The organism is Priestia megaterium (assembly GCF_023824195.1).
Taxonomy (GTDB): domain Bacteria; phylum Bacillota; class Bacilli; order Bacillales; family Bacillaceae_H; genus Priestia; species Priestia megaterium_D.
In genome coordinates this window covers 31,643-54,914 of the sequence record NZ_CP085446.1, presented here as the reverse complement: position 1 = coordinate 54,914, position 23,272 = coordinate 31,643, and the positions used below count along the sequence as shown (strand labels likewise).

The 23,272-nt window shown below is 32.5% G+C and carries 22 protein-coding genes and 1 pseudogene; 14 read left to right on the top strand and 9 right to left on the bottom strand.

The genetic code is table 11. The annotated features are described in order from the left end of the window. The first annotated feature begins 1,121 nt into the window (after nucleotides 1–1,121). Nucleotides 1,122–1,736, top strand: a complete 615-nt coding sequence (locus LIS78_RS29370) for a DedA family protein (protein ID WP_209152421.1) — start codon at nucleotides 1,122–1,124, stop codon at nucleotides 1,734–1,736. Between the two features lie 124 nt (nucleotides 1,737–1,860). Here the strand turns inward: LIS78_RS29370 and ftsW are convergent, their stop codons facing one another. Further along, nucleotides 1,861–3,051 (bottom strand): putative lipid II flippase FtsW, encoded by a 1,191-nt coding sequence (gene ftsW, locus LIS78_RS29365; protein WP_252285643.1) that lies wholly within the window; start codon nucleotides 3,049–3,051, stop codon nucleotides 1,861–1,863. A gap of 42 nt (nucleotides 3,052–3,093) precedes the next feature. Next, on the bottom strand, nucleotides 3,094–3,351 hold the full coding sequence (locus LIS78_RS29360) for a hypothetical protein (protein ID WP_252285642.1): 258 nt from the start codon (nucleotides 3,349–3,351) through the stop codon (nucleotides 3,094–3,096). A gap of 597 nt (nucleotides 3,352–3,948) precedes the next feature. On the opposite strand from LIS78_RS29360, the gene corA reads away from it, so the two are divergent. After that, a complete protein-coding gene (gene corA / locus LIS78_RS29355) occupies nucleotides 3,949–4,908 on the top strand; it encodes a magnesium/cobalt transporter CorA (RefSeq protein ID WP_055990250.1) in 960 nt (319 codons plus the stop codon). 1,009 nt (nucleotides 4,909–5,917) lie between these two features. Here the strand turns inward: corA and LIS78_RS29350 are convergent. Continuing rightward, entirely contained in the window at nucleotides 5,918–6,109 is a 192-nt protein-coding gene (locus tag LIS78_RS29350; protein ID WP_252285641.1) for a hypothetical protein, read from the bottom strand. 327 nt (nucleotides 6,110–6,436) lie between these two features. Here LIS78_RS29350 and LIS78_RS29345 point away from each other — a divergent pair. The 3 genes and pseudogenes from LIS78_RS29345 to LIS78_RS29335 all read left to right on the top strand — a co-directional run bounded on the left by LIS78_RS29345 (nucleotide 6,437) and on the right by LIS78_RS29335 (nucleotide 9,144). Continuing rightward, nucleotides 6,437–6,786 (top strand): annotated as a pseudogene (locus LIS78_RS29345) (DoxX family protein). Nucleotides 6,787–6,978: 192 nt separating this feature from the next. After that, entirely contained in the window at nucleotides 6,979–7,608 is a 630-nt protein-coding gene (locus LIS78_RS29340) for an NAD(P)-dependent oxidoreductase (protein ID WP_252285640.1), read from the top strand. 1,347 nt (nucleotides 7,609–8,955) lie between these two features. After that, nucleotides 8,956–9,144 (top strand): hypothetical protein, encoded by a 189-nt coding sequence (locus LIS78_RS29335; protein WP_252285639.1) that lies wholly within the window; start codon nucleotides 8,956–8,958, stop codon nucleotides 9,142–9,144. Nucleotides 9,145–9,599: 455 nt separating this feature from the next. Here LIS78_RS29335 and LIS78_RS29330 read toward each other — a convergent pair whose 3' ends face one another. Then, nucleotides 9,600–10,013 carry an NUDIX hydrolase gene (locus tag LIS78_RS29330; RefSeq protein WP_252285638.1) on the bottom strand — a complete coding sequence of 138 codons (414 nt, stop codon included), beginning with the start codon at nucleotides 10,011–10,013 and terminating at the stop codon, nucleotides 9,600–9,602. 184 nt (nucleotides 10,014–10,197) lie between these two features. On the opposite strand from LIS78_RS29330, the gene LIS78_RS29325 reads away from it, so the two are divergent. Together LIS78_RS29325 and LIS78_RS29320 are read left to right on the top strand one after the other, a co-directional pair. Continuing rightward, on the top strand, nucleotides 10,198–10,719 hold the full coding sequence (locus LIS78_RS29325; RefSeq protein ID WP_252285637.1) for a GrpB family protein: 522 nt from the start codon (nucleotides 10,198–10,200) through the stop codon (nucleotides 10,717–10,719). A 114-nt stretch (nucleotides 10,720–10,833) separates the two neighbouring features. Beyond that, the gene (locus LIS78_RS29320) at nucleotides 10,834–11,403 is read left to right on the top strand and encodes a histidine phosphatase family protein (protein ID WP_252285648.1); all 570 of its coding nucleotides are present in this window, start codon (nucleotides 10,834–10,836) and stop codon (nucleotides 11,401–11,403) included. Between the two features lie 195 nt (nucleotides 11,404–11,598). On the opposite strand, the gene LIS78_RS29315 is transcribed toward LIS78_RS29320, so the two are convergent. Both LIS78_RS29315 and LIS78_RS29310 read right to left on the bottom strand, forming a co-directional pair. Then, a complete protein-coding gene (locus LIS78_RS29315) occupies nucleotides 11,599–13,065 on the bottom strand; it encodes a serine hydrolase (RefSeq protein WP_252285636.1) in 1,467 nt (488 codons plus the stop codon). An 843-nt stretch (nucleotides 13,066–13,908) separates the two neighbouring features. Next, nucleotides 13,909–14,289 carry a winged helix-turn-helix transcriptional regulator gene (locus LIS78_RS29310; protein ID WP_098598798.1) on the bottom strand — a complete coding sequence of 127 codons (381 nt, stop codon included), beginning with the start codon at nucleotides 14,287–14,289 and terminating at the stop codon, nucleotides 13,909–13,911. Nucleotides 14,290–14,433: 144 nt separating this feature from the next. On the opposite strand from LIS78_RS29310, the gene LIS78_RS29305 reads away from it, so the two are divergent. Continuing rightward, entirely contained in the window at nucleotides 14,434–14,952 is a 519-nt protein-coding gene (locus LIS78_RS29305; protein ID WP_252285635.1) for a DJ-1/PfpI family protein, read from the top strand. A gap of 371 nt (nucleotides 14,953–15,323) precedes the next feature. Here the strand turns inward: LIS78_RS29305 and LIS78_RS29300 are convergent, their stop codons facing one another. The 3 genes from LIS78_RS29300 to LIS78_RS29290 form a co-directional block, all read right to left on the bottom strand. Then, entirely contained in the window at nucleotides 15,324–15,833 is a 510-nt protein-coding gene (locus LIS78_RS29300) for a GNAT family N-acetyltransferase (RefSeq protein ID WP_252285634.1), read from the bottom strand. A 183-nt stretch (nucleotides 15,834–16,016) separates the two neighbouring features. Beyond that, entirely contained in the window at nucleotides 16,017–16,547 is a 531-nt protein-coding gene (locus tag LIS78_RS29295; RefSeq protein WP_252285633.1) for a GNAT family N-acetyltransferase, read from the bottom strand. 238 nt (nucleotides 16,548–16,785) lie between these two features. Beyond that, complete coding sequence (locus LIS78_RS29290) at nucleotides 16,786–17,202, bottom strand: carboxymuconolactone decarboxylase family protein (protein ID WP_252285632.1); 417 nt, start codon at nucleotides 17,200–17,202, stop codon at nucleotides 16,786–16,788. A gap of 406 nt (nucleotides 17,203–17,608) precedes the next feature. Between LIS78_RS29290 and LIS78_RS29285 the strand changes: the two genes are divergently transcribed. The 6 genes from LIS78_RS29285 (at nucleotide 17,609) to LIS78_RS29260 (ending at nucleotide 23,122) form a co-directional block, all read left to right on the top strand. Further along, nucleotides 17,609–18,820: a macrolide family glycosyltransferase gene (locus tag LIS78_RS29285; RefSeq protein ID WP_252285631.1), complete on the top strand. Its 1,212-nt coding sequence runs from the start codon at nucleotides 17,609–17,611 to the stop codon at nucleotides 18,818–18,820. 602 nt (nucleotides 18,821–19,422) lie between these two features. Continuing rightward, on the top strand, nucleotides 19,423–19,605 hold the full coding sequence (locus LIS78_RS29280) for a hypothetical protein (RefSeq protein WP_043977906.1): 183 nt from the start codon (nucleotides 19,423–19,425) through the stop codon (nucleotides 19,603–19,605). Nucleotides 19,606–19,688: 83 nt separating this feature from the next. Then, nucleotides 19,689–20,027, top strand: coding sequence for a VOC family protein (locus LIS78_RS29275; protein WP_252285630.1), 339 nt, complete (start codon nucleotides 19,689–19,691; stop codon nucleotides 20,025–20,027). 675 nt (nucleotides 20,028–20,702) lie between these two features. Further along, entirely contained in the window at nucleotides 20,703–22,070 is a 1,368-nt protein-coding gene (locus LIS78_RS29270; protein ID WP_252285647.1) for an FAD-dependent oxidoreductase, read from the top strand. Nucleotides 22,071–22,189: 119 nt separating this feature from the next. Continuing rightward, nucleotides 22,190–22,492: a hypothetical protein gene (locus tag LIS78_RS29265; RefSeq protein WP_209152410.1), complete on the top strand. Its 303-nt coding sequence runs from the start codon at nucleotides 22,190–22,192 to the stop codon at nucleotides 22,490–22,492. A 45-nt stretch (nucleotides 22,493–22,537) separates the two neighbouring features. After that, a complete protein-coding gene (locus LIS78_RS29260; protein ID WP_209152409.1) occupies nucleotides 22,538–23,122 on the top strand; it encodes an NAD(P)H-dependent oxidoreductase in 585 nt (194 codons plus the stop codon). Nucleotides 23,123–23,272: the final 150 nt, after the last annotated feature.

Genomic DNA, 23,272 nt, shown 5'->3' with positions numbered 1-23,272 from the left:
TTTTGTCGTACAATGCATAAGCAACAAGTTCAAAATTTGGCCAATACCTTTCTAAGTTCGTATTAGTTAAGTCTTTGGCAATTCGACTCAGAAAAATGACTCATTCTTTTTCATCCCCTATATTAGAATTTCCTTGAGTATTAATTCCCGGAGAAGAGAATATTCTTTTTTGAAAAAAAGGGTTTGTTCAACTTTACTGTCCCGTTAGTTGAGCAAGATTACTGTTATTATCCTAATTTTAACATAAAGTTTCTAACATTTGGTTTGCTGTTGGCGGGCTTATATCAAATTTTTGCACACCAAAGAAGCCATTTTATACACATTTTGTTTTTTCTTTTTTTTATATTAACAAAAACGTTCGTAAAAGCGTGTTTATTAAAGAGAACGTTCGTAATTTTAAAAAAACTTAAACGAACGATAAAAATGATAGATTTCTTATATAAAATAAAAGTCCGTAAAAGTATACTTTTACGAATACCTAATTCGATTCTGTTTTAAAACATTAAAGGTATAAAGTTAAAAGTTCTCTTCGAATTGTTGAAATTCTTTTAATGTCACTAAAGCAAAAAGTTAATTAAACCTTTTTATGAGGAAAAACAACAAACATATGTATTTCTGAGACAATTAACATTAGTTTTACATATAACTAATCATTAGATATAAACTTTAGTACGTGTATTTTACAAATGAAAAATACACAGTTTTGCGATAGGGAGTACTCTAGAAACTTTTGTTTTCATGCTACCTCAAGTTAAGATTACAGCATGTTAGACTATGTAAAATCAAATGACAGAACGTCTATTTAGTTAATAAAATAAACCTTTATGTACATATAAAAAGTATGCTACCTTTATAGACGATATGGAGGATACAGGTGCAACTTGGTTAGATGATCCAGTTGTTGTAGGTAGACACCCAATTCACATGATATTTGAGAGAGTTTATTTATGTATTGGAGCAAAAAAAGATATTGAGCATTCCTATAGCTGTGTATGATTCAAGCTTTTATGTACCTACTTCTACGACCTAAGGCGTAGCTAAAATTGCTTCTTCGGCGGCTGTTTAAGCATTTAAGGTTTCTCTATACTTAAATACATTAAAAAATAGTTGGAGTGAAAAGTATGACGGAAACAATATTGAGGCTTGTAGAAGATTGGGGTATCTGGGGTGTGCTTCTTTCTCTATTTATTGAAGGGAGTGCATTTCCCTTTATTGGAACATTTTTCATTGTAACAGTAGGTTTTATTTTAGATTTGTCCTGGTTTGAGATTGGTGGGATCTCAATATTAGGAAGCTTTCTATATGCTGTAGGTAGTTATATTCCTTATTTTATTGGATACAAACTAGGAAATTCCTTGGAGAACAGGTTAAGTCCTTCGAAAAGAGCAGGGCTGGAAAAAGCCAAAGCTAATTTTAGCAAATATGGTATTTGGAGTATAGTAATTTCAAGTCCCCTTCATTTAGGGAATGTTATTCCTTTCTTAGCTGGCGTGTCGAATATGAATCTTCGCTTGTATACATTACTAACCATGATTGGAATTGCTCCGACAACCTTTCTGTTTTTGAGTATCGGTCACTTCTATAATGGTGACACTGAGACTGCAATTAAAACAATTAAAGACTATCAATCGCTGCTTTTTACTGGCTTTGTGATAATTACTGTTGGATATATAGGTTGGAGAACACGTGGTCACCGTCAAAAAAAGAAAGATGCTAAAGAAGAGATGATAGGTTAAAGGTACGAAAAATCCTCGGTTATACTTACATAAATAAAAGACACTGGCTCTTAATCAGTGTCTTTTGCTCATAATTTTATTTAATCCTCAATAATTTTTATAGAAATGTCATTTAAGTAAATCATTAGACGCTTTTCAGTTCCCTTGGACCTGTTACTTTGTTTTTGTATTTCTTTTCATATTTATTAAACATGGATATATTCGCCAATACTCCTACAGCAAACATAAGTAATGTAAGAGAAGAACCACCATAACTGACAAAAGGTAACGTTACACCTGTAATAGGAAGAATTCCCGTTACTGCTCCAAGGTTAACAAATGCTTGAATGCCAATCATGACCGAAATACCTATAGCTAGTAGTGCTCCAAAAGGATCGTTGCATCTTCTTGCTATTTTTAAGCCTTGCAAAATAATAAAAAACAGTAATCCTAATACAAGAAGTACTCCCCAAAAACCTAATTCCTCGGCAATAACGGCCATAATAAAATCTGTGTGAGATTCAGGTAGGTAACCAGCTTTTTGGACACCTTGTCCTAACCCTTCACCTGTTAATCCCCCAGTTCCTATAGCCAAGTAAGAATTAACCAATTGGTATCCATCTCCTTGCTGATTTGCAAAAGGATGGAGAAAACCAGTGAAACGAGCTAGACGAACAGGGGAAAACACAGTATCTATATGTCCCGTTACCAATAAAACGACTAACATAATAATGATTCCTATTAATCCTAGTAAGGCAATCTTCAGCATTGATTTTCTAGAGATACCTGAACATAAGACAATAGCTGCAACTGTGCCTAAAATAAGTAGAATCCCACCGTAATCGGGTTGTAAAGCAATTAAGAAACAAATAAAAAATACGATAAGGATAGGTGGAATAATAGCGCGCTTTAAATCGTTGATGTACTCTTGTTTATTCGCAAAAACAGCCGATAGATATACAATGATCGTTAGTTTCGTAAATTCAAGTGGTTGTATTCTGATCGGACCTAGTATAAGCCAACTCTGTGCATTCCCGGCGGTATGTCCAAAAATAAGGACCAAAGCAAGAAGCGTAATTACTGTTACTAATAAGATTTTTAACACTTTTTTTTCTCGATAAATTTTATAGGGAATAAAAGCAGAAACACAGAAAAAGAAGAAGCCTGCTATAAGAGCAAGTTTTTGCTTTTGATAAAAATAATCCCCTTCAACACCGTAACGACTAACAGCCGTTACCATACTAGCACTGTAAACCATAACTAAACCAATGAGACTTAGAACAATTAGGGCTACAATAAGTTTGTAATCATAACATTTTACTATTTTCTTAAACATAAAAACTCCTCGTTCCTTGCAAGTGTAAGAATCTTATTTTTATCATAAAAAAAAGACTCTTAGTAAATTATATAGAGTAAAAAGAACACTCAATAGTATAATAACAGTTCCTCTCGCTTTGTTCTTTCCTACGATATAATCATTTACACCATGCAAGATAAAAGATACTGAAACAATCAGAACAGCTATATTGTACCAGTAATCGCTATCAAACAGCCAAGCTATACTCATACAAATAAGCAATACAATCAACGTTGCATTTCGAATTCGATTTTCAGTGAAAATTTGTGCGTATTTCATAAAGATCTCCTACTACCATTTCTTTTCTTATATAGTTACGTTTTATTATTTACTTTCTGTCCCAACTTATTGGCTTATATTCTTCTTGGACTATACCTGTTTTCAAGATTAATAATCCTCTTTCTTCCAAAAAATTAGGGCATATAGAATACTTTTATATATAATAAGTTGTTTTGTATGTTTTAATTATAGACATTAGGATAAAGAAAACAATAAAAAATGAATCCTTTTTTTATCCTATACGTTATTATAAAGCTAAATTGACTTTAGTACTTTTTGTACCTGATTAACATATGAAGAGAGACTCATTTTATTATCCCCTCGCTTAAAGGTGAGAAATAAGGAGAATTACTATGTCATTGACTACTACAGATAATTTCTTTCATTTCTTAATACTGGATATCATCCTTAGTTTCCTCCTCCTTTGTTTTATTATTTTTATAGATAAATATTTTAGGAAAAATAAAGATACAAGTGAAGAAAAAAGAAGAAAATATCAGAAAGATTTTATTGCCTTGTTAGTAGTCGGATTAATCGTTTATTTTATGTAACATACTATACAATAGAGAATCATTAATCACATGGAGGAGCAGCAGTATGATTCGAACAATAGCTATCACACAAGACTTACACGTCAAAGAAGATGTATCCCTTGATCACTTATCTGACCCTTCAATTAAGTGGTTCTGGGTAGATCTTGCCTCTCCATCTGAAGAGGAAGCAAAAGTGTTAGAGACGTTTTTTCACTTTCACCCTTTAGCTATCGAAGATTGTCTTCATTTATTACAACGTCCTAAACTTGATTATTATGAGGGTTACAGCTTTTTAGTTCTGCATTATTTAAATAGCAACACGTTAGATGTTGAAGAAGTAGATTTATTTATTGGAGAAAATTATTTAGTGACCTTTCACTTTAAACCAGTACTCAGTATTGAAACAGTACGACAACGCCTTTTACAGCATCCTAGTGGATTTAATAAAGGAGTGTCCTATATTGCTTATGCGGTTCTGGACCAATTAGTGGATGATTACTTCCCAATTGTGTATGAAATTGAGGATAAATTAAATGAAATTGAAAGCAGAGATGCCAAAAAATCAATTGCTTTACTAATGAATGATGTTTTTGATATCCGAAGTGATTTATTAAAGCTGAGAAAGACCATTCTTCCTATGCGTGATTTGCTATATCGAATTATTAATTCTGAACGTTTACATATACCTGCGGATCAGAAAGCCTATTTCAACGACATCTATGACCACTTGATAAAATTAACAAGCATGGTGGAAGCCAATCGAGATATGACATCAGATATGAGGGATAATTATCTTTCACTTAACGCCAATCGGATGAACTCTATTATGATGACATTAACGATTATCTCCTCGATTTTCATTCCCCTTACATTTGTCGTAGGGTTATATGGGATGAACTTTGATCATATGCCTGAACTTCACTGGCACTACGGATATTATATCGTTTTAGGAATTATGGCTTTAATGACAATCGGTATGATTCTTTGGTTTAAACGAAAAGGCTGGTTTAATATCAATAAGTAGGAAGGGTTGGAAGAAAGCCTTTCTAATAATTTTTTTAAATAAAAAGCTGCCATCTACGATTTGCCACTGCTTTTTCATTATGCTAGTATGTACTCAATGGTTATCAATTTGCTTACTTTATGCATTGAGTTATAAAGTGAAAATTGAAACAAAAAACACATCTCTAAGAGATGTGTTTTTTGTCTTTATTATATATATCTTCTCACAATTCCCTACGTCTGTTCAAAGATAATGGCTATACAAATATATATTTTAAAAAGTATGTCTTAGAAAGAACAAATAGAAAACTACCTCGGGTCGTCAGGAGAGGTAGCTTATAAGGGAAAGTTAATATGGAATTTATTTCACAATAAATCATAGTGAATTTTTGCTATAAATACTATCTTTTCCATTGTAAGCATATGTATAAAAGGTGCACTTTTTATACATCAATTTCATTCTCGCCTACTGAAGCAACGTTGAATTCTCAACGATGTATAAAAAGGTGCATAATTCATAATAGTAATCTCTTTTAAACCCTTACTCCCACAAGGGTTCTTTTTTGTGATGTGTACCGGAAAGAGACATTATGTTAACTAACCTTGTATACCATATACAGCTTAAAAAGAAAAAACTACCTGTCTGCTAGGGTAGTTTTTTCTGTTGCATAGTTAGTTACACGAGTCAATGTTTGGCGACATCTTGAGTAGTTTGCTCAAAATACTATTTATTATGCCACAAGAATATAAATTACTTTCTACTAGTTATTCGAACTAAATAATCGGTGAAAAATATAACAGCAAAGGGAACGATCGAAACAATGAAATACGAAATAAAGGCCTTACGTAATTTACGATTCATGTATATTAAATCCACCTTTATGTATTGAAATGAGTATTGAAAGGTTTCTTAAATAGAATGTTCAATTAAACAAGAACTCATGCAAATCAATAGGAAAAAGCAGGCTTAAGCCTGCTTTTTTAATGGGGGGTTCCGAAAAAATCCATTATGTAAATTACAGCTGTATTCTTTATAGACCTGATATTCCAAACGCAATAGCAATAAATAAAAATAGTACAATTGCTATTGTAATAACGGTTAGTACGATCTTTTTCCATATATTTTTAGGACTTAAAAAAGCAAAAATTAATGTCAAAGCTAATCCAATCAATAACCATGTGTTAATAGTTGTTGATGAGTAATTATTATTTGTAGGAACCATGAAATAAAAGCTAAAAGTCAAAATTAAAAAAGCAAATGAAATTTTACCAAAATGTTTTCTCAATGTGTTATGCCTCGCTTGCTTAATAGTTTATATGAGTTCTAAATAAGTATTCTTGACGATCCTGATGTTACCAGAAAATACATATTTGAACAAGGAGATCATAACTACCGATAAAATCCATTATGTTAACTAAATTTGTATATGGTATACATAATTTTAATTTAATAATTCATCATTAATGATAAAATACAACAAGGAATATATATCCATTCATTCCTACTTGAAAATATCTCTAAACAAGATCATTAAAAGGAGGAAGCTTAGATGATCACTTTTGTGCAAGTGATTTTAGCAATCTTTATTTTAATAGGAGGATTTATAAAACTTTTTCGTATACCGTTTCAAGTTGAACATTGGCGGCACTATCGATACCCATTATGGTTCATGTCTGCAATTGGACTTATTGAACTCATTGGAGCAATAGGAATGATCGGCGGTATTTGGAATCAACACTTGGTTTTAGGATCGGGCATATTATTTATAATTCTCATGATGGGGCCATACATGCTCATATGTTTCGAGCTCATCAATCTATTGTAACTGTTATTCCTGCAACAATCTGTTTGATCTTATCTATAGTAGTTATTTTCTGGAACTCGGATGTGTTTTCCTAAACCTACCGAAATTATGTTGCATTTCGAAAGCCTTACATTTTATTAAATTTAAGGCTTTTTGTGTGTGGGTTCCTGTTCCATTAATGGTGGTTATATCGACTAGAAGATAACAAAAGATAAGTTGTTTTGGTTATTTATGGATATAGAATGATAGAATTAAACAAAAGTGAATATGTGGAGGAACTAATTTATATGAAAAATGTAATTGCGATTATTGGAGGTACTGGAAAAGCAGGTAAATATTTAGCCGAAACAGCAATTCAAAAAGGTTATAAAGTCCGTTTGTTAGTTAGAAGTCCTGAGAAACTTACATTTGCAGATCCAAATGTAAGTTTTATTCAAGGAGACGCTAGAAATGCAGATTCCATTTATTCTCTAATTAATGGATGTGACGTAGTGATAAATACATTTGGTCAACCTAACAGAGCTAAACCTTTATATAGTGAAACTACCACTTTAATCGTCAACACTATGAAAGAACTTGAAATTAAAAGATATATTGGTGTAACGGGTGGGTCTTTAGATATCAAAGGGGATAAAAAGACATTCGTCAATAAACTAGGAGCAATTGCTTTTCGTATTCTTTATTCTGAGATGATTTTAGATAAGAAAAAAGAGCTACAAATCCTTGAAGAAAGCAAATTAGACTGGACACTTGTACGGTTGCCTTTTGTTAAAGAACATAAAGAATCAAAAAAAATAAAGGTTAATTCACTTGATATGCCCGGGTTTAAGATATCTGCTGAGGGTATCGCACAATTTTTGATCGAGCAGGTATCTTGCTCAAGTTACATACATAAAGCACCCTTTATATCAAATTAGGAGATGTCTACCGATAATACGTTTTATGGTGCGACAAGAAGTCGCTTTTATATAGTGTGGCTCACGCCACTAGTTTAGACGCAAAAACTATCCCCGTCCAAAACTGCGTTTCTGGTAACGGATTCGTGGGTTGCATGCGGAAATGCGGAAACAGAGAGTCAGTGCACGACTCGGAACACTGCTAGGGGAAGATGAGTATGGTGAACGAAAGTGAAGGTTTGTAAGCTTCGTAAGTGTTAGCTCAAGATCGTGCACAGACTTGCTTGGGTATTGGCAAGAGGAAAAGCAGATTAGATTCATAATGCTGCTGTGGCGCGTCCCGTATCTTGCCCGGAGTAAAGAGCCCACCTAACCTCGTCGTATCTATAAGATGCGGAACTTGGTAAGCCCTTTGTCATCTGTATAAGCAGTAGGGAGATCGTAAGATCAAACGATGTGACAGAGGGTAAAGGATACGAGAGAAAGCGAATGCCGTTATCTCGAAAGAGAACAGGAAAGCAGGAAACTGTATAACTGGATGGATACTATCGTCCTTACAGACAAACCCATGATAGGCCCGAAAGGGAGCTGACTTCTCGTTGGTCTCTCGTAGGCACATAAGGTTGTGGCTATCTTCTGACGAAAGAAACGTATTGTTATGTATACCTATATTTGGAGCGTCGGCGTACGTTTTACTTACCTTTATGGTATGTGATGAGGATACGACAGCAAATGGACCTGCAATGGGAGGCTTGAGCCGATGTGTCTTGAAAGGGACTCGCAGGGTTCAGTCGGGTAAGTTAGGGGTAGTAATGCCCCTAACTTACCCGACTGAACTAAAAATGAATAATGTATACAGCTTTAAAACAAAAAAAAATCTCTGAACATAGAAGAACAGAGATTACTACAGAATGATTGTTCTTACATAAAGCAAAGGAAGACTGGTCCTTTGTTAGAAAGGTTAAATACATCGTAACATGCTCTAACCTTTAGAGCTGTGAATTTTCTCACAGCTAATGAAGGAATCATTTGTTACCTTATAAAGATGAGAGTACATTCTCTTGATTACGTGCTTTTCTTTCATCTTCATTGCATATAGAGAACCCTACTGGTCCTAGTCAGTAGGGTTTTCTATGCATAGAATCTTATTCAATTAAAGCGCCCTTTAATGGAAAATTGTTCTTGAATTAGTAATCCCGATTGCGGACCCACATGCTAGGTGGTGTGAGAGGACTGGAGCTGACTTCGCCTTCCTACCAGATAATTTAATTATCATGAATACGATATACTTGAGTCTTATTCTTTTTGAGGAAAAATTATCCTTAGTGGGTTTGTTAAATGCTATAGTTAGATAAAGGGGGAGAGAAAATGAATTGGGCAGTATTGAAAGACTTCAGAACGATGTTGGGTCTAACAACAGCAATGTTGCTTGGAATAATCTCAGTTGTCTTGGCTGTTAGAGGTAATGGATATTGGGGAGTTCTTGTTGTCCTTGCAATTATTTTAACGTTTATAAGTATAGTTAGAGCAGACAAGGTTTATAAATCAAATTGCTAAAACATGCCCCCTCTCCAAACGGGTGGGGGGTTGCTGTATTTGAATAAAAGGGGAGAGAACTATCTGTAAAGTAAAACAGAAATACCATAATCTCCGCCTTTTACACTTTGTCGATAAGACATAATTCCCTCTTCTAATTGCTCAACCTCTAACATCTCTTGCTTCTCCGTAGGAGATAGGGTGCTTTCAACTTTTTTTTGGTTCTGCTTGAACAGTTTCTTTCTCTTCACTACAAGCTGTCATAAGGCTTGTAATCATAAATGATATACAAGTTGTTGCTATGATTGATTTCATCGTATATCCTCACTACATTCAAAATTTTATTATCAGGTTAATTTACATCAAAAAGAAAATTGAGGAATTATAATTTTTTTGAAAATATGAGATTTTCACTTCAAACAATTCCGATAACTTTGATTATGGTAACTAAAGATATATATGATATACACTTAGTTTTATCTTTGAATTATATATTGGGCATTTGAATTATTAATTAAACTGCTAATACCACTAGGGTAATAAGGCATTAGATTATCTGCTGTTTTTAAATCAATCCATTCTACTTTTAAAATATTTTCTTCTTTGGGGATTTGACTTGGTTCTTGTATAAGACAGTCTTTAAAGACAACAAAGAAGACATGATTATCGTCAATAAATGCTTCATTCAAACTTACAATACCATCTATGTCAATATCGTAGCCTGTTTCTTCTTTTGTTTCTCGAATTGCTGCTTGTTTTAAAGTTTCCCCCTTTTCTACTCCTCCACCAGGTAAAGACCATGAATTATTTCTATTTAGTACCATTAAAATTTTACTTTCACTTTTATCAAGTAATAAGCTATAAGCTACATCTACTCTATTAAAATCCACTGCTTTAACCTCCTTTTTATTCCAATTTATATTATATATCAAAGCTTTTATTATTTGTTTTCCAATAACGTTGATTATGGTAACTAGGGTTGGATGTAATATTCATTTCTCCTTTATAAATTAAACTCTTTTGATATATTTAAGATTGGTATTATATCCAAGAAAGAAATAAGGAGACATACATATGGATAAACAAATAATCATTGAGAATTATACGTCTGATTGGGCTTTATCTTTTCACGAAGAAAAAAAGCTTTTAAAAGATATTATAAGCGATATAGCTATATCAATTGAACATATTGGAAGTACATCTGTTAAGGGGTTAGGAGCTAAACCCATAATAGATATTATGATTGGAGTTTATAAATTAGAAAAAGTGGGCGGATTTATTGAACCACTAAGTAATATTGGATATGAACATGTATTTCATAAGGAATTTCCAAATAGAAGGTTCTTTAGAAAAGGATTATGGAGAGCAGGTACACATCATTTACACATATATAAATACGAAAGTGAAGAATGGAATCGTAATATTTTATTTCGAGATTATCTAAGAAAACATCCAGATGTACGTAATCAATATAATCAATTAAAAATTGAATTGGCTCAAAAATATAGTTGTGATCGAGTTGGATATACAGAAGCAAAAGCGCCGTTTATAACAGATGTTATACAGAAAGCTAAAGGTGAAACAAAGGGCCGATAATACGTTTTATATTAACTTATGGTATTTATCGTATACAGTTATATGAAGGAGCAGAAAGGGTTTAAGGTGTAGAACGTGAATAGGTTTGAAATTTTAGATAAGGGGATGGGATTAATGAAAACATTTATACTGGTAAGACATTGTAAAGCAGAAGGACAAGAAGAAGGGGCAATATTAACTGAAGAAGGAAAGAAAGAAGCGATTAATCTTATTACTTACTTAAATAAAGTGAACTGTAAAATCACTAAAATTATTTCTAGTCCGTATGAAAGAGCTGTAAAAACAATCGAACCTTATGCAAAAGAAGTAGGGTTAAGTATACAAATTGACAATAGATTATCAGAAAGAAGGCTAAGCAATAAATCATTTACTAACTGGTTAGAACTATTAAAACAAACTTTCGATGATATAGATCTTGTTATTGAAGGGGGAGAATCCACAAGAGAAGCTACAGAGCGTGCAATCAACCTTATCAGAGAAGAAATAGAATATAGCAAGGAACAGAATACGTTGTTAGTTACACATGGAAACCTTATGAGTTTAATTCTGAGATATTTTGACGAAAGTTTTGGTTTTAATGAATGGGCAAACCTAACGAATCCAGATGTTTATAGAATAGACATTGAAGATAACCAAATTAATATCAAAAGACTGTGGGACCCAATGGCATACCATAGTATCTAGACGTTGAATTTCCTATAAGCTGTTTTATGTTAACTATCTACTAAAGAAAGGATTTCTGAAAAATCATGTTGAATACTACTATTTAGTGCTATATCCATATAAAAAAGTAAAAAGAAAGTATTGAGCTAGAATTTACGTCCCGGCTCATACTTTCTTTTCATTAAAACTGATATATCGTAAGTTTTATATTTAATTTTATGAATTTCTATCTGTAATTCTACTAAACACAATCGGTTTTGTACTCAACATGGGTGGTAAATGCAATTTAAACTGTGATAACTTTCCTTCTACGTCCATCTCATAGGCAATTAATACATTCATTTCTGTATGAGAAAGATTCCACTTCGTTGTGTACATGTTGTAATGATGATGTTTCATCTCTATATCAACTGATTCCCACTTTAAATATAACGTATCATTTTGTTTATACACTTCAATTTTTCCATATGCAGGATGCTCAAATATCCCTGTATACTCTTCTACTGCATGTGTAAAGGTTGTCTCTTTTACTTGTGGAAGAGGCTTATCTAATTCTTTCATCATTTCTTTAAATTTAGCTGTATCTTCTACAGCTCTTTTATGCCAGTCAATTGCATCTAGCTCCAGAAGCTCATCATAAATTTGATTCGCAAGGTAAGATGGTAATAACGTTGTTCCAGTGTTTGTTAATATAACAAGCCCCATATTTTCCTCTGGTATAAAAGATACGAGTGCTGAAAATCCGTCAATATTCCCACCGTGATGGATTACTTTATGACCGCGATATGCACTAATAAACCAGCCAAGTCCATAACAATTTAGTGTTGTTTCTGATGTAGATAAAAGTGGTTCATCCGGAATTGGGATATGCGGTTGATACATCTGCTGTAACATATTCGGTGTAATAAGCTCATGTTCGCCCACTTTCCCTTGATTTAATTGGAACAGCACCCATTTGGCCATATCTTCTATATTTGAATTTATGCATCCTGCAGCGCCAACTGTATCGATGTTACGAAATGGGACTTTGACTACATCTTCGTTTTTTCCAATGTATGGAAGTGCGTGATCATCTTTTTCTTGTGAAGTAGTAACCGAGAAATTTGTATCTTCCATATGAAGAGGTTGCAGAATATGTTCGGTTACATACTGTTCCCATGTCTGATTTGTAATTTCTTCTACCATATAGCTAATGGTTGCATACATTATATTATTATATAAAAAGCTTGTACGAAATGGTGCATCTAGCTCCAAATATTGAATTTTTTCCGCGATGTCTTTTCGTGTTAATGAAGATCCATACCATAGCAGTTCATGACGACTAACACCAGAACGATGAGAGGCTAAATCACGAGCTGTAGTTTGTGAGCTTACGAGAGGATCATGGAGTGAAAAAGTAGGAATATAAGTCTGGATAGATTTATCCCAATTAAACTTTTGTTGCTGGGCCAGCAAACTTAGAGAAAGTGTACCAAATGCTTTTGTAGATGAACCAATTGCAAACAGTGTATTTGGTGTAACAGATTTTTTATTTTCAATGTCGCGATATCCAAATCCCTCAGAAAGAATAATTTCTCCATCTTTTATGATTGCGACTGCTGCCCCTGGTACATTTAAATCTTTCATCATTTCCTTTGTATAACCACGTAGGCGACCTGTAAGAGAGGATTTCATTTTTTGCATAAGACTTTGTCTCCTTTACCATTTTTTTCTACAAGTAGGTTATTTCGAGATAAAGAAGAGAAAGACCTTGTTGTTAACAAAGATGTCATATTTTTTTAGGCTCTCACTAGAAGTTGTAGTTGACGCACACATATATATTTTTTATGAATAATACAACAGGCATATAAAGTATAGAGGCTTATAGATACCTTAACTACCGAGAAGCTGTTTTATGTTAACTAACTTTGTATATCATATACAGTCTAAAAACAGAAAAACTACCTCTGGAGTTGGGAAGGTAGTTTTTCTGCTCTATTGCAGTAAGGATTTTCGCAGATGCCTCACGGTTTCTTGAGTAGTTTGCCCAAATTTTAAATATAAATCCTTTGTTTCATATATTAAATTTAAGAAGGGGGAGGGATTTGAAATTTTTTATTATGAAGTAATTTGTATAAGTTGCAGAAAAAAATTCAAAGTATATGAAGGCACATTGAAATATAAGCTAGTTAAAGAGAATATGAAAGGGAAATACACTTGTGAAGATTGTGGGCATAGGATACGTCTAGAAGCTATAAAAAATTTTTTTAATAGGTAAATAGATTTTTTGAGAATCTCTGATAAATCTACATTTTTTAAGCTTAACTAAACAATTTTTTCAAAGGCCTTTGTAAATTATAAAGGCCTTTTTATTTCCGATAATTGTGATTATGTTAACTAACTTTGTATACCGTATACAGCTTAAAAAACAGAAAAAACTACCGTTTGGAGAGGGAGGTAGTTTTTCTGTGTGAATACATATAAGGTTTGTAATTGACGCTTTGCATCGTCTTGGGTAGTTTGCTCAAAACACAAGATTTTATGTATTTAGTCTTTAGAGTTAATTTGTTTTTTTAAATCAACCATTCTTTTTTGTCCCCATTCATACATCATTTCTACTATAGGTAACAATGTCATTCCTAGTTCAGTCATCGAGTATTCAACTCGAGGAGGAATTTCAGGAAAAACTTCTCTATGTATGATTCCATCTTCCATTAGTTCACGTAACTGGTTTGATAATATCTTATGAGATATTTTTGGAAAGAGCTTTTGAAGGTCACTAAATCGATGTGGGCCTTCTACTCCTAAGTGCCATAAAATCACAACTTTCCATTTTCCACTAAGGATAGATAAAGTAAGTTCTTTTTCACAATTAAAATCACCATTTAGTATCTTTTTTCTAATTTCTTCTCGCAATGTATCTGACATCAATCTCATTCTCCTTTTGTTATTACAATAGTAACCTTTTAGTAACCTCCGCACAATAAAGTGCGTTCTTCACAGGCTACAAAGGCCAAGTTAAACTATGTTTAGGTTTTAAATAATTTTTATATTTCAGGAGGAAGACATACAATGAGTAAGAAAGCACTATTTATTATACCACCGGAACGATTCAACGAAGATGAATTATTTCATCCAAAAGAAGCATTAGAAAATGAAGGTATTGAAGTAACAATTGCAAGTACAAAAACAGGTGAAATTATAGGAGATTATCAAGGTAAAGTAGAATCAACTACTCTTTTTACTGATGTTTCATCTAATGATTATGATGCCGTAGCTGTTATTGGGGGTTCTGGCACAAACGATTATTTATGGAATAATCAAGACTTACAAACTTACTTAAAACAAGCTTACGAGCAAAAAGCTCTTGTAACTGGAATTTGTGCAGGTTCAGTTTCTGTAGTTCAAACAGGTCTTCTTGAAGGACGAACAGCAACATGTTATCCAGTAGATATACAGATTAATCAATTAAAAGATAATAACGTAAAATATGTCTCAGAACATGTTGTCGCATATAACGACATCATTACTGGTGATGGTCCAGATGGTGCAAAAGAATTTGGTCAAAGTTTAGTAAAAGCTTTGAGATAATTTTTAAGTAACAAAGAGATTTTAATTAAGATAGAACCTTCTTTAGATAATAGTAAACCCTCCTTTTTTAAGGAGGGTTTACTATCGTTTAATTCCGATAACTCACATTATGGTAACTAAAGGGGTATGGTATACATTGTGAACTGATGCGTAAACCCTGATAAAAATGTATAAAAAATACGTGAATAAAGAATAGAGGGGCTTACAAAACGAAGCTAAAAATAATTTCTAAAAAGAAGACCTTTTCTCGTGAAAATAAGTCGTCACATCCCAACCACTCTTAAGAACAAGGTCTTCATATAAATTTATTTACAATCAAATCCCTTCAACCTCTAATCTAGAAAGAAATTATAATAAACATAAGTTTAGGTTCATCTGTTCCACTCTGAAGCTAATATACCCATAAAATATGTATCTACATACTTCCCTTCCACATAGGCGTGATTTCTTAATATGCCTTCTGTAACAAAACCAATTTTTTTATATAATGCAATGGCCTGTTCATTTAATCCTCTTGTTGTTAAATAGATTTTATTTAGACGAAGCTGTTTAAACCCTAGATCAATCATTTGCTCCATAGCTATCTGACCATATCCTTGACCTCTAGCTTCGGAAGATAAAAGAATGCCGATACTAGCTCTTCCATGTGCATAATTTATATCTTTTAGGAATACCCATCCAACTAATACTTGTTCATTGTTTTCAATGCCTAAAATTAAATCGTCATTCATTCTTTTCCTTTCTACTTCCTGTACTACCTCTTCATAAGTTAAAGGTGTCCTACCTATCATTCGCATTGCCTGTTCATCATTTAACCATTTATGCAAATGTTGAATATGGGTTGTTTCAAATGGGATAAGATATATTTTTTTTGTACTCATTTATTTATCTGCTCCTTCTGCTCTCAACCAGCAATTTTTTTAAAAAAGTTAATAACAAGCTATACTTCTTGCCATACTTGATTCCGTAAATATAGCTGACAAAGGTAGAAATGTATTTCTAATCACGATGTAATTAACAGTAAATGTTAGTAAAATAAGTAAATGTATAATTGCATTAAGCCATTAATCTGTTTTTAATTTGGAATATACATTAAGATCTATAAACTTTCCTTTTGACTTCTCTACTTGCCTAAGCGTTCCTTCAAATGTAAAATTCAACCGATGTAAAGTTTTAATCGAATTAGTATTTAAAGGCTCTACTTTTGCTTCAACTCGGTTTATGTCCAAATCTAAAAAAGCATAATTTAATAGACTGCTAATAGCTTCAGATGCATACCCTCTTCCCCATACTGCTTTGGAAAGATCATATCCGATTTCAACTCTTGAATGCTCGAAGTCTAACATGTTATAGCCACATGATCCAATAATTTCATTTGTTTTTAATTCAATAATAGCAAAGCGAATAGCCTTTTTTTCAAAAGCTAGTTTATTTAAAAAGTTAATCATATCTCTTGCTTGTTCTATCTCGATAAAATTGTTAATATTCATGTACTTAGTAACATGAGGGTCAGACCAAATTTTAAATAAATTAGATGCATCGGATTCATGCATCTTTCTTAGGTGTAACCTTTTTGTATATAATTCCGAAATCAATAAAGGTTCCTCCTTATATTTTACTAACAAAGAATAATACCTAAAGGTATTTATTCTCTTCATATTTATTGTGAATTTTAATAAAGTTCATGATTTTATCTTATTTAAATCATGTCTTCCCCCTTATTCTAAGAGCAAAATTACATTTATTAAATAGATATAATAAATATGGTGTAAACTCTACCTATTTTTACTCTTATTGATTCAGGAAAAACTCTTGATCTACTAGATCATATGCTTACTCCTTATTTGGCTTTAAAGCCAATAAGGCTCCAAAATATTGTGAAGCTGTAGTAAAGCTTATAAATGCACATAATTCACTAATCTCACGATTGGTGAGGGTTTCCTTCAACACTTGAAAAAAGGATTCGTTTATTTCCCCTCTTTGTTTTAAAAAAACTTCCGCAAAACCTACAGCAAGAGACGTTTTTTCATCAAATAAATCTGGGTTAGGCTTTCCTTTTGCTTTACAATATTCGCATCCATTTTTTTGAGCTAATGTTCTTCTAACTTGCTCTTTCAAAGAAGCTGAGAGGCTGTTATCCCCTTCTAATACGTCTCCTAGATTGTTCCAAGCGCCCAATACATTTATATTATGGCCTAATAGCTGCTGAAAAGGAGTACTTCCATTATCGGATAAAGAAATATTTGTCATAATATTGATCCTCACTTATTATTTTTCATCCCTTATTCTAAAAGTTTTCAGTTCCTTTGAGAATTTAATTCGAATTAAATAACATTGAAATAAGATGCAAATAGAATTCAAAATAATTTCTTTCATTACAAATGTAATGTAAAGAAAATATATATATTTAAAAAGCTATCTTTATCAGCATAGTTAATCGCACTAAACCGAAAGTTGATGTATAAAGAATTTCATAATCGGTAAAAAGAAAACCCAACAGCCCCCTTGGGGCTTTGGGGAGTTCTTTTTGTATATGTTCTGGAAACGCTGATTGTGTGAACTAAGAATATATATGATATTAAAAGTTATTTAGTGGTATAATAAGGAAATATATTAATATTTTGTTATTTTATATTGTAAAAAAGGAGGAATTCTAATGGGAAAGGTATTATTCTTTAATTTTCCTGGAGAAGGCCATGTTAATCCCACTATTGCACTCGTAGAAGAGCTAGTGAAAAAGGGAGAAGACGTGGTCTATTACTGTGTAGAAGAATATAAAAGCAAAATTGAAAAAACAGGTGCTTTATTTCGTCCTTATGAAAATTTTACACACAATATAGATCCAATGAAAAGGCTGACAGAAAAAATAGATCCACTCGAAATGTTGCTATTTATGGGGCGGTCAATGGATAAGATTATAGAGGATGTTCTAAACGAAATAAGCGAAGAGAAGTACGACTATGTTATTTATGATAATAATTTCGCTGCAGGATGGATTATTGCTGATGTACTGGGAATACCTAAAATATCTTCTTGTACAACATTTGCCATTAATGAGGATATCTTTTCAGCTCTTATAAAGAGCAGAGGAGAAATGGATAAAATCTCCCCAAGATATAGAGAAATTGAAGAAATATCGACAAAATGGAAACATAAATATGGAGTAATTCTCAGTGATAGACAAAACTTGATGTCTTGTCCTGGGGATATCACGATTGTATTTACCTCTAAGTTATATCAACCCTATGCTGATAAATTTGATGAGTCTTTCATCTTTGTTGGTCCTTCTATTGCGCCACGGAAAGATGTAGAAACTCTTTCTTTAAAAAGTATCCCTAGTAATAAGCTCATCTTTATCTCAATGGGAACGGTATTTAATCAGCAACCTGATTTATATACTACCTGTTTTAAAGCATTCCAAGGAAGTCAAGCTACAGTTGTATTATCAGTAGGAAAACAGACTGATATTCGCCAGTTTAAAGATATTCCACCTAATTTCATCGTGCGTAATTATGTACCCCAATTAGAAATACTACAACAAGCAGATGTTTTTATTACTCATGGTGGAATGAATAGTTCGAGTGAAGGGCTTTATTTTGGTGTTCCTCTCGTTGTTATCCCTGTTATGGGGGATCAACCAATAGTGGCTAATCGAATTGAAGAATTAGGAGCTGGTCTACAACTTAATCGTCAAGAACTAGATGCTATCACATTACGAAATACAACGGAACAAGTAATATTAAATTCTTCATTTAAAGAAAAAAGCTTGGAAATTGGAAAATCTTTAAGGGATTCTGGAGGATACAAAAAGGCAGTAGAAGCCATTTTAAAATTTAAAAAGAATGCTAAAATAGAGGATTTTATTTAATTTTATCTGATTTTTAATCTTAACATTTAAATCAGTCTAGAAATAAAAAATTAATGAAGATAGAAAAGAAGTCTCAATGGGAGACTTCTTTTACTACTGCCTTACCTTTTAAGAAATTATTGTATTCATAATAATTCAATAGAAAATTTATAAGTATTTAATATAAATACATCTTTAATAATGTAATCTTTATTAAAGATGTAAAATAACCGTATTTTACATAAAGGAGTAAATGAATAAACTCTGTTATAAAAATTAAAGTTTTATACTTTACTCTTAGTGACGACAAATATGAACTTTTTCTACATTATAGATAATAGATAAAATACTTTTTGATAAAATACGTTAACTATTACTCTTCTATATAATATAAAATAAAATATTACATACAATTAGTATATAAACTTATTAGTTATTCTAATAGATATATATTATATATATACTTATTGGTTGTTCTTCTTATATATATATTTGTTTTTATGTGGATGTGTATCTTAAGACTTATATAAAAGAAACTTGTTAAACAGGAATTCTATAAAAACTGTAGAAGATATTATGGATAATTGATTGTGTAAAAATTTCCAGTTAAAGGTGGGGTATTCGTGGAAAATGAAAAGTTGGTTGAGGTACTTGATAAGTTAATTGAAAGGTCGGAAAGATGGTCTAAGGATGCAGAAAAAAGAAAGGATTTAAACAGCTCCATATTTTACGAAGGGCAAACCAAAGCTTTTGAAGAAGTAAAACGAATGGTTAAAAGAGATATAGATAAATATTTACATTCATAGAGTAAACTATTCATCTAATTAATGGTTTTTATAGGATACGACACAAGACTTATTATTGAATGTATTTAAGAAAGGGTGAAAACATGAAAATTCATCACCTCAACCTAACAGTTACAGATGTTCCTGCTACTCAAGAATTTTTGGAAACTTATTTTGGTATGACATGCAGGGCAAACAGGGGTAAAGGTTTTGCTATAATGTATGATGAAGAAGGTTTTGTACTAACTTTAATGAAGGGAAGCGAGGTCAATTATCCAAAGACCTTCCATATTGGATTCCCCCAAGAGAATGAAGAGGAGGTAGATAAAATTAATCAGAGGTTAAAAGAAGATGGATTTAATGTCGAACCTCCAAAACAATTACATGGTTATACATTTTACGTGGAAGCACCTGGAGGATTTACAGTTGAGGTACTTTGTTAAACTATCAGAGCCTCTCTCATATATTTTTAGTGGTTCTGGTGTAAAAACCTATTCTTAGAAACATAGAACACCGATTTTCTTTAAATTATTGAAATTATTTTAATGCACTCAAAATTAGGAAAGTAAATTTACCCTTTTTATGAATTAATTTACTTTTAATTATTTCTTAACCATATTTTAATGTTATGTTACATTTATTGGATTATAATGGAGTTGTTAGATCAGTCTTCTTTCTTTTAACTTGCTTTTCATCTAAAGCAAGTCTTTTTTATTTAATGGAATGAAACCTCCTACAATCATATAAGTTACATTGTATCAACATATTTTATTAATAATCACACTAAATTCTACACGATATTGAATAAATGGAATAAAACAACTAACAAACTTGATTAAGTAGTCCTATTAAGTGCTTAATTTGTTCATTAAATAAAAAACCCGTTCTTTTTTATGGGGGAAAAACATCAAATATATGTATCTAATATGCAGAGAAACGCTCCCTGAGGAAATTAACTGTGAGTTTATCGATAATTATATCAATCACTCCATGCAAATTTCAGCGTTCTAGAAACTTTTGATTTTATGAGAAGTTCATTTCAAAGGTAATTCTTATGAAGTATAATAAAACAAATTCCATATGGTATTTTATGCTAATTATAGATTGAGGGGAGAATCATATTGGAGAAAGCAATAGTTATCGGAGGAAGCATTGCTGGGAAACTAGCTGCTAAAGCCCTATCACATACTTTTCGGCAAGTAATTATTCTAGAAGCTGGGGAAAAGTGGGAGGAGAAAGCCCCTAGAAAGAGGGTGCCTCAAAGTCATCATCCCCATGTTTTATTAAAAGGAGGAGAACAAGCAATTGAGAAATTGTTCCCTCACTTCTTTAATCGATTAGTCGAAGATGGAAGTGTTATAAATAACTTTACAAAAGATTTAAAATGGCACCATTTTGGTTCCTGGAAAAAACGATTTTTAGGAGAATTAGAGATGATTCAACAAAGCCGCCCTATGTTAGAGTGGCATTTGCAACACCGTATTGATCAAATTCCTAATATTACAACCGAGTATGAAACAAAGGTCGAGCAACTATTATTAGATCATCAATGTAATAAAATATCCGGAGTACGAGCGCGCTCCCTTAAGACAGGAAGCGAAAAAACAATTCTTGCAAATGTTGTTATTGATGCTAGTGGGTTTGGTTCAAAAAGTATAGAGTGGCTAAAAACATACGATATAGAAGTTAAGGAAGAAAAGGTTTGGATTAACCTTTTTTACGCTACTAGACTCTTTCGGCTGAAAAATCAGGGACGACCTGACTGGTTTAACCTTTTAATTTCTCCTAGTTTCCCCGAGAACCCTTACGGTGCGTATATTCAAACGATTGAAGGAAATCGTTTTTCTGTTACCTTTAGTGGTTATGCTAATGAAAATGCGCCAAGAACAACGGAAGAATTTTTATCTTATGCACAAAAGTTACCTGTACCTGATGTGCTTCATTTCCTAGAACAAGTGGAACCAATTTCAGAAATAAAAATACATGCAATTCCCTATCAAGTACGTCGACGCTTTGATCTTGCGAATGCCCCAGAAGGTTTTCTAGTTGTTGGAGACGCTCACTGTCGATTCGATCCGGTATTTGGACAGGGAATATCTGTTGCTGCTATGGAGGCCTTAGAGTTGCAACACTATTTTGGAAATTCTGCATATCCTAATAGCAGGTTTACCAAAATACTTCACAAGAGATTTTCTACTCTTATTGCAACTCCATGGGATATGGCAATTACAGAAGCATTTCGCCATCCCGATATTAATGGAGAGAAACCTTTCATACAGCCGATTAAACAATGGTATAGTAAGAAAGTTTACCAGCTTTCGGCTTCTGATCCTGAGATTTATCTTAGATTAGTTAGAGTGATGAATTTAATACGCCCTCCTTTGCATCTTTTCCATCCTAGAGTTGGATTTGCTATATTGACCAATAGGAAGAAAAAAAGTAAGAAACAAGTAAATAGTCAAAAGTCAGCTCCCTATGAAAATTAAGATACGAATGTTGGGTTCTATGTAGAAACGTACTGAAAATTTTCATATGATAGACATTGTTGAATATATTACAAGTAATTCCGAAATTCCAAACAGTTACATAAAGGAGAAAATTTAGTATGAACAAGCTATTAATTTTGACCATAGCTTCGGAAATGTTTCTGTTGCTATCCTTTCTGATTATCTTTTTAACAACCAGAAAGACGAAAAAAAGTATTTTCTTGATACCCTTACTTATTATTGGAGGCTTCCCACTTCTCTATTTAGCTATAGACCATATGAACAGCCACTATGTGGACGCTAATATAGGATTGGGTCTTGCCTTTATGTTTACCTGGATATATAGTGCAATTGCCTTTGTCGTTGCTATTATTCTCATAGTAAGAAGAAAAAGAAATAATAATATTTCAAAAGAACAGTAACGTTGGTTCTGGTGGAAGAAATCCAATATAAATGGAGGAATATAAATGAAACATCTTGTTGTATATGCCCATCCACATCCAGAAAGTTTTAATTATTCTATAATGGAAACCATTGTTCAAGCCTTAGAGAATAAAGGTCATGAGGTTGTTGTGAGGGACTTGTATGCATTAGATTTTCAGCCTGTACTGAAACCTGAAGATACGGATGCTATGAAATCTGGCCATATCCCAGATGATATTAAAACGGAACAAGAATTCATTACTCAATCGGATGTAATAATATTTATATATCCAATTTGGTGGGCTGGTCTTCCCGCCATTATCAAAGGCTATGTAGATCGTGTATTTTCTTATGGCTATGCGTATGCTTATGGTGAGGAAGGAATTATTCAGTTACTCAAAGGTAAGAAAGGTTTGATAATTAATACTCACGGTGCTCCAAAAGAGATGTATGACAAAATCGGAATGACAGCTGGGTTAAAAATTACGTCAGATGTTGGGATATTTGAGTTTACAGGAATTGAACCTATAGATCATTTATTGTTTGGAAATGTCTCTGAACATCTTGAGGAGTCAGTGCTGAAGGAAATGCTAAAACAAATTGAAGAGAGAATAAATTCTATTTTTTAGAAGGATACAAAAATGACTACAAATAAAAAGAGAGCCTTGTTTATTTTAAAGCTCTCTTTTTTATTTACTACTGATAATTCACATTATGTTAAGTTATATAGGTTATATAAATTTAAAATAAACACCCTAAATTCAACAAATAATCTAATT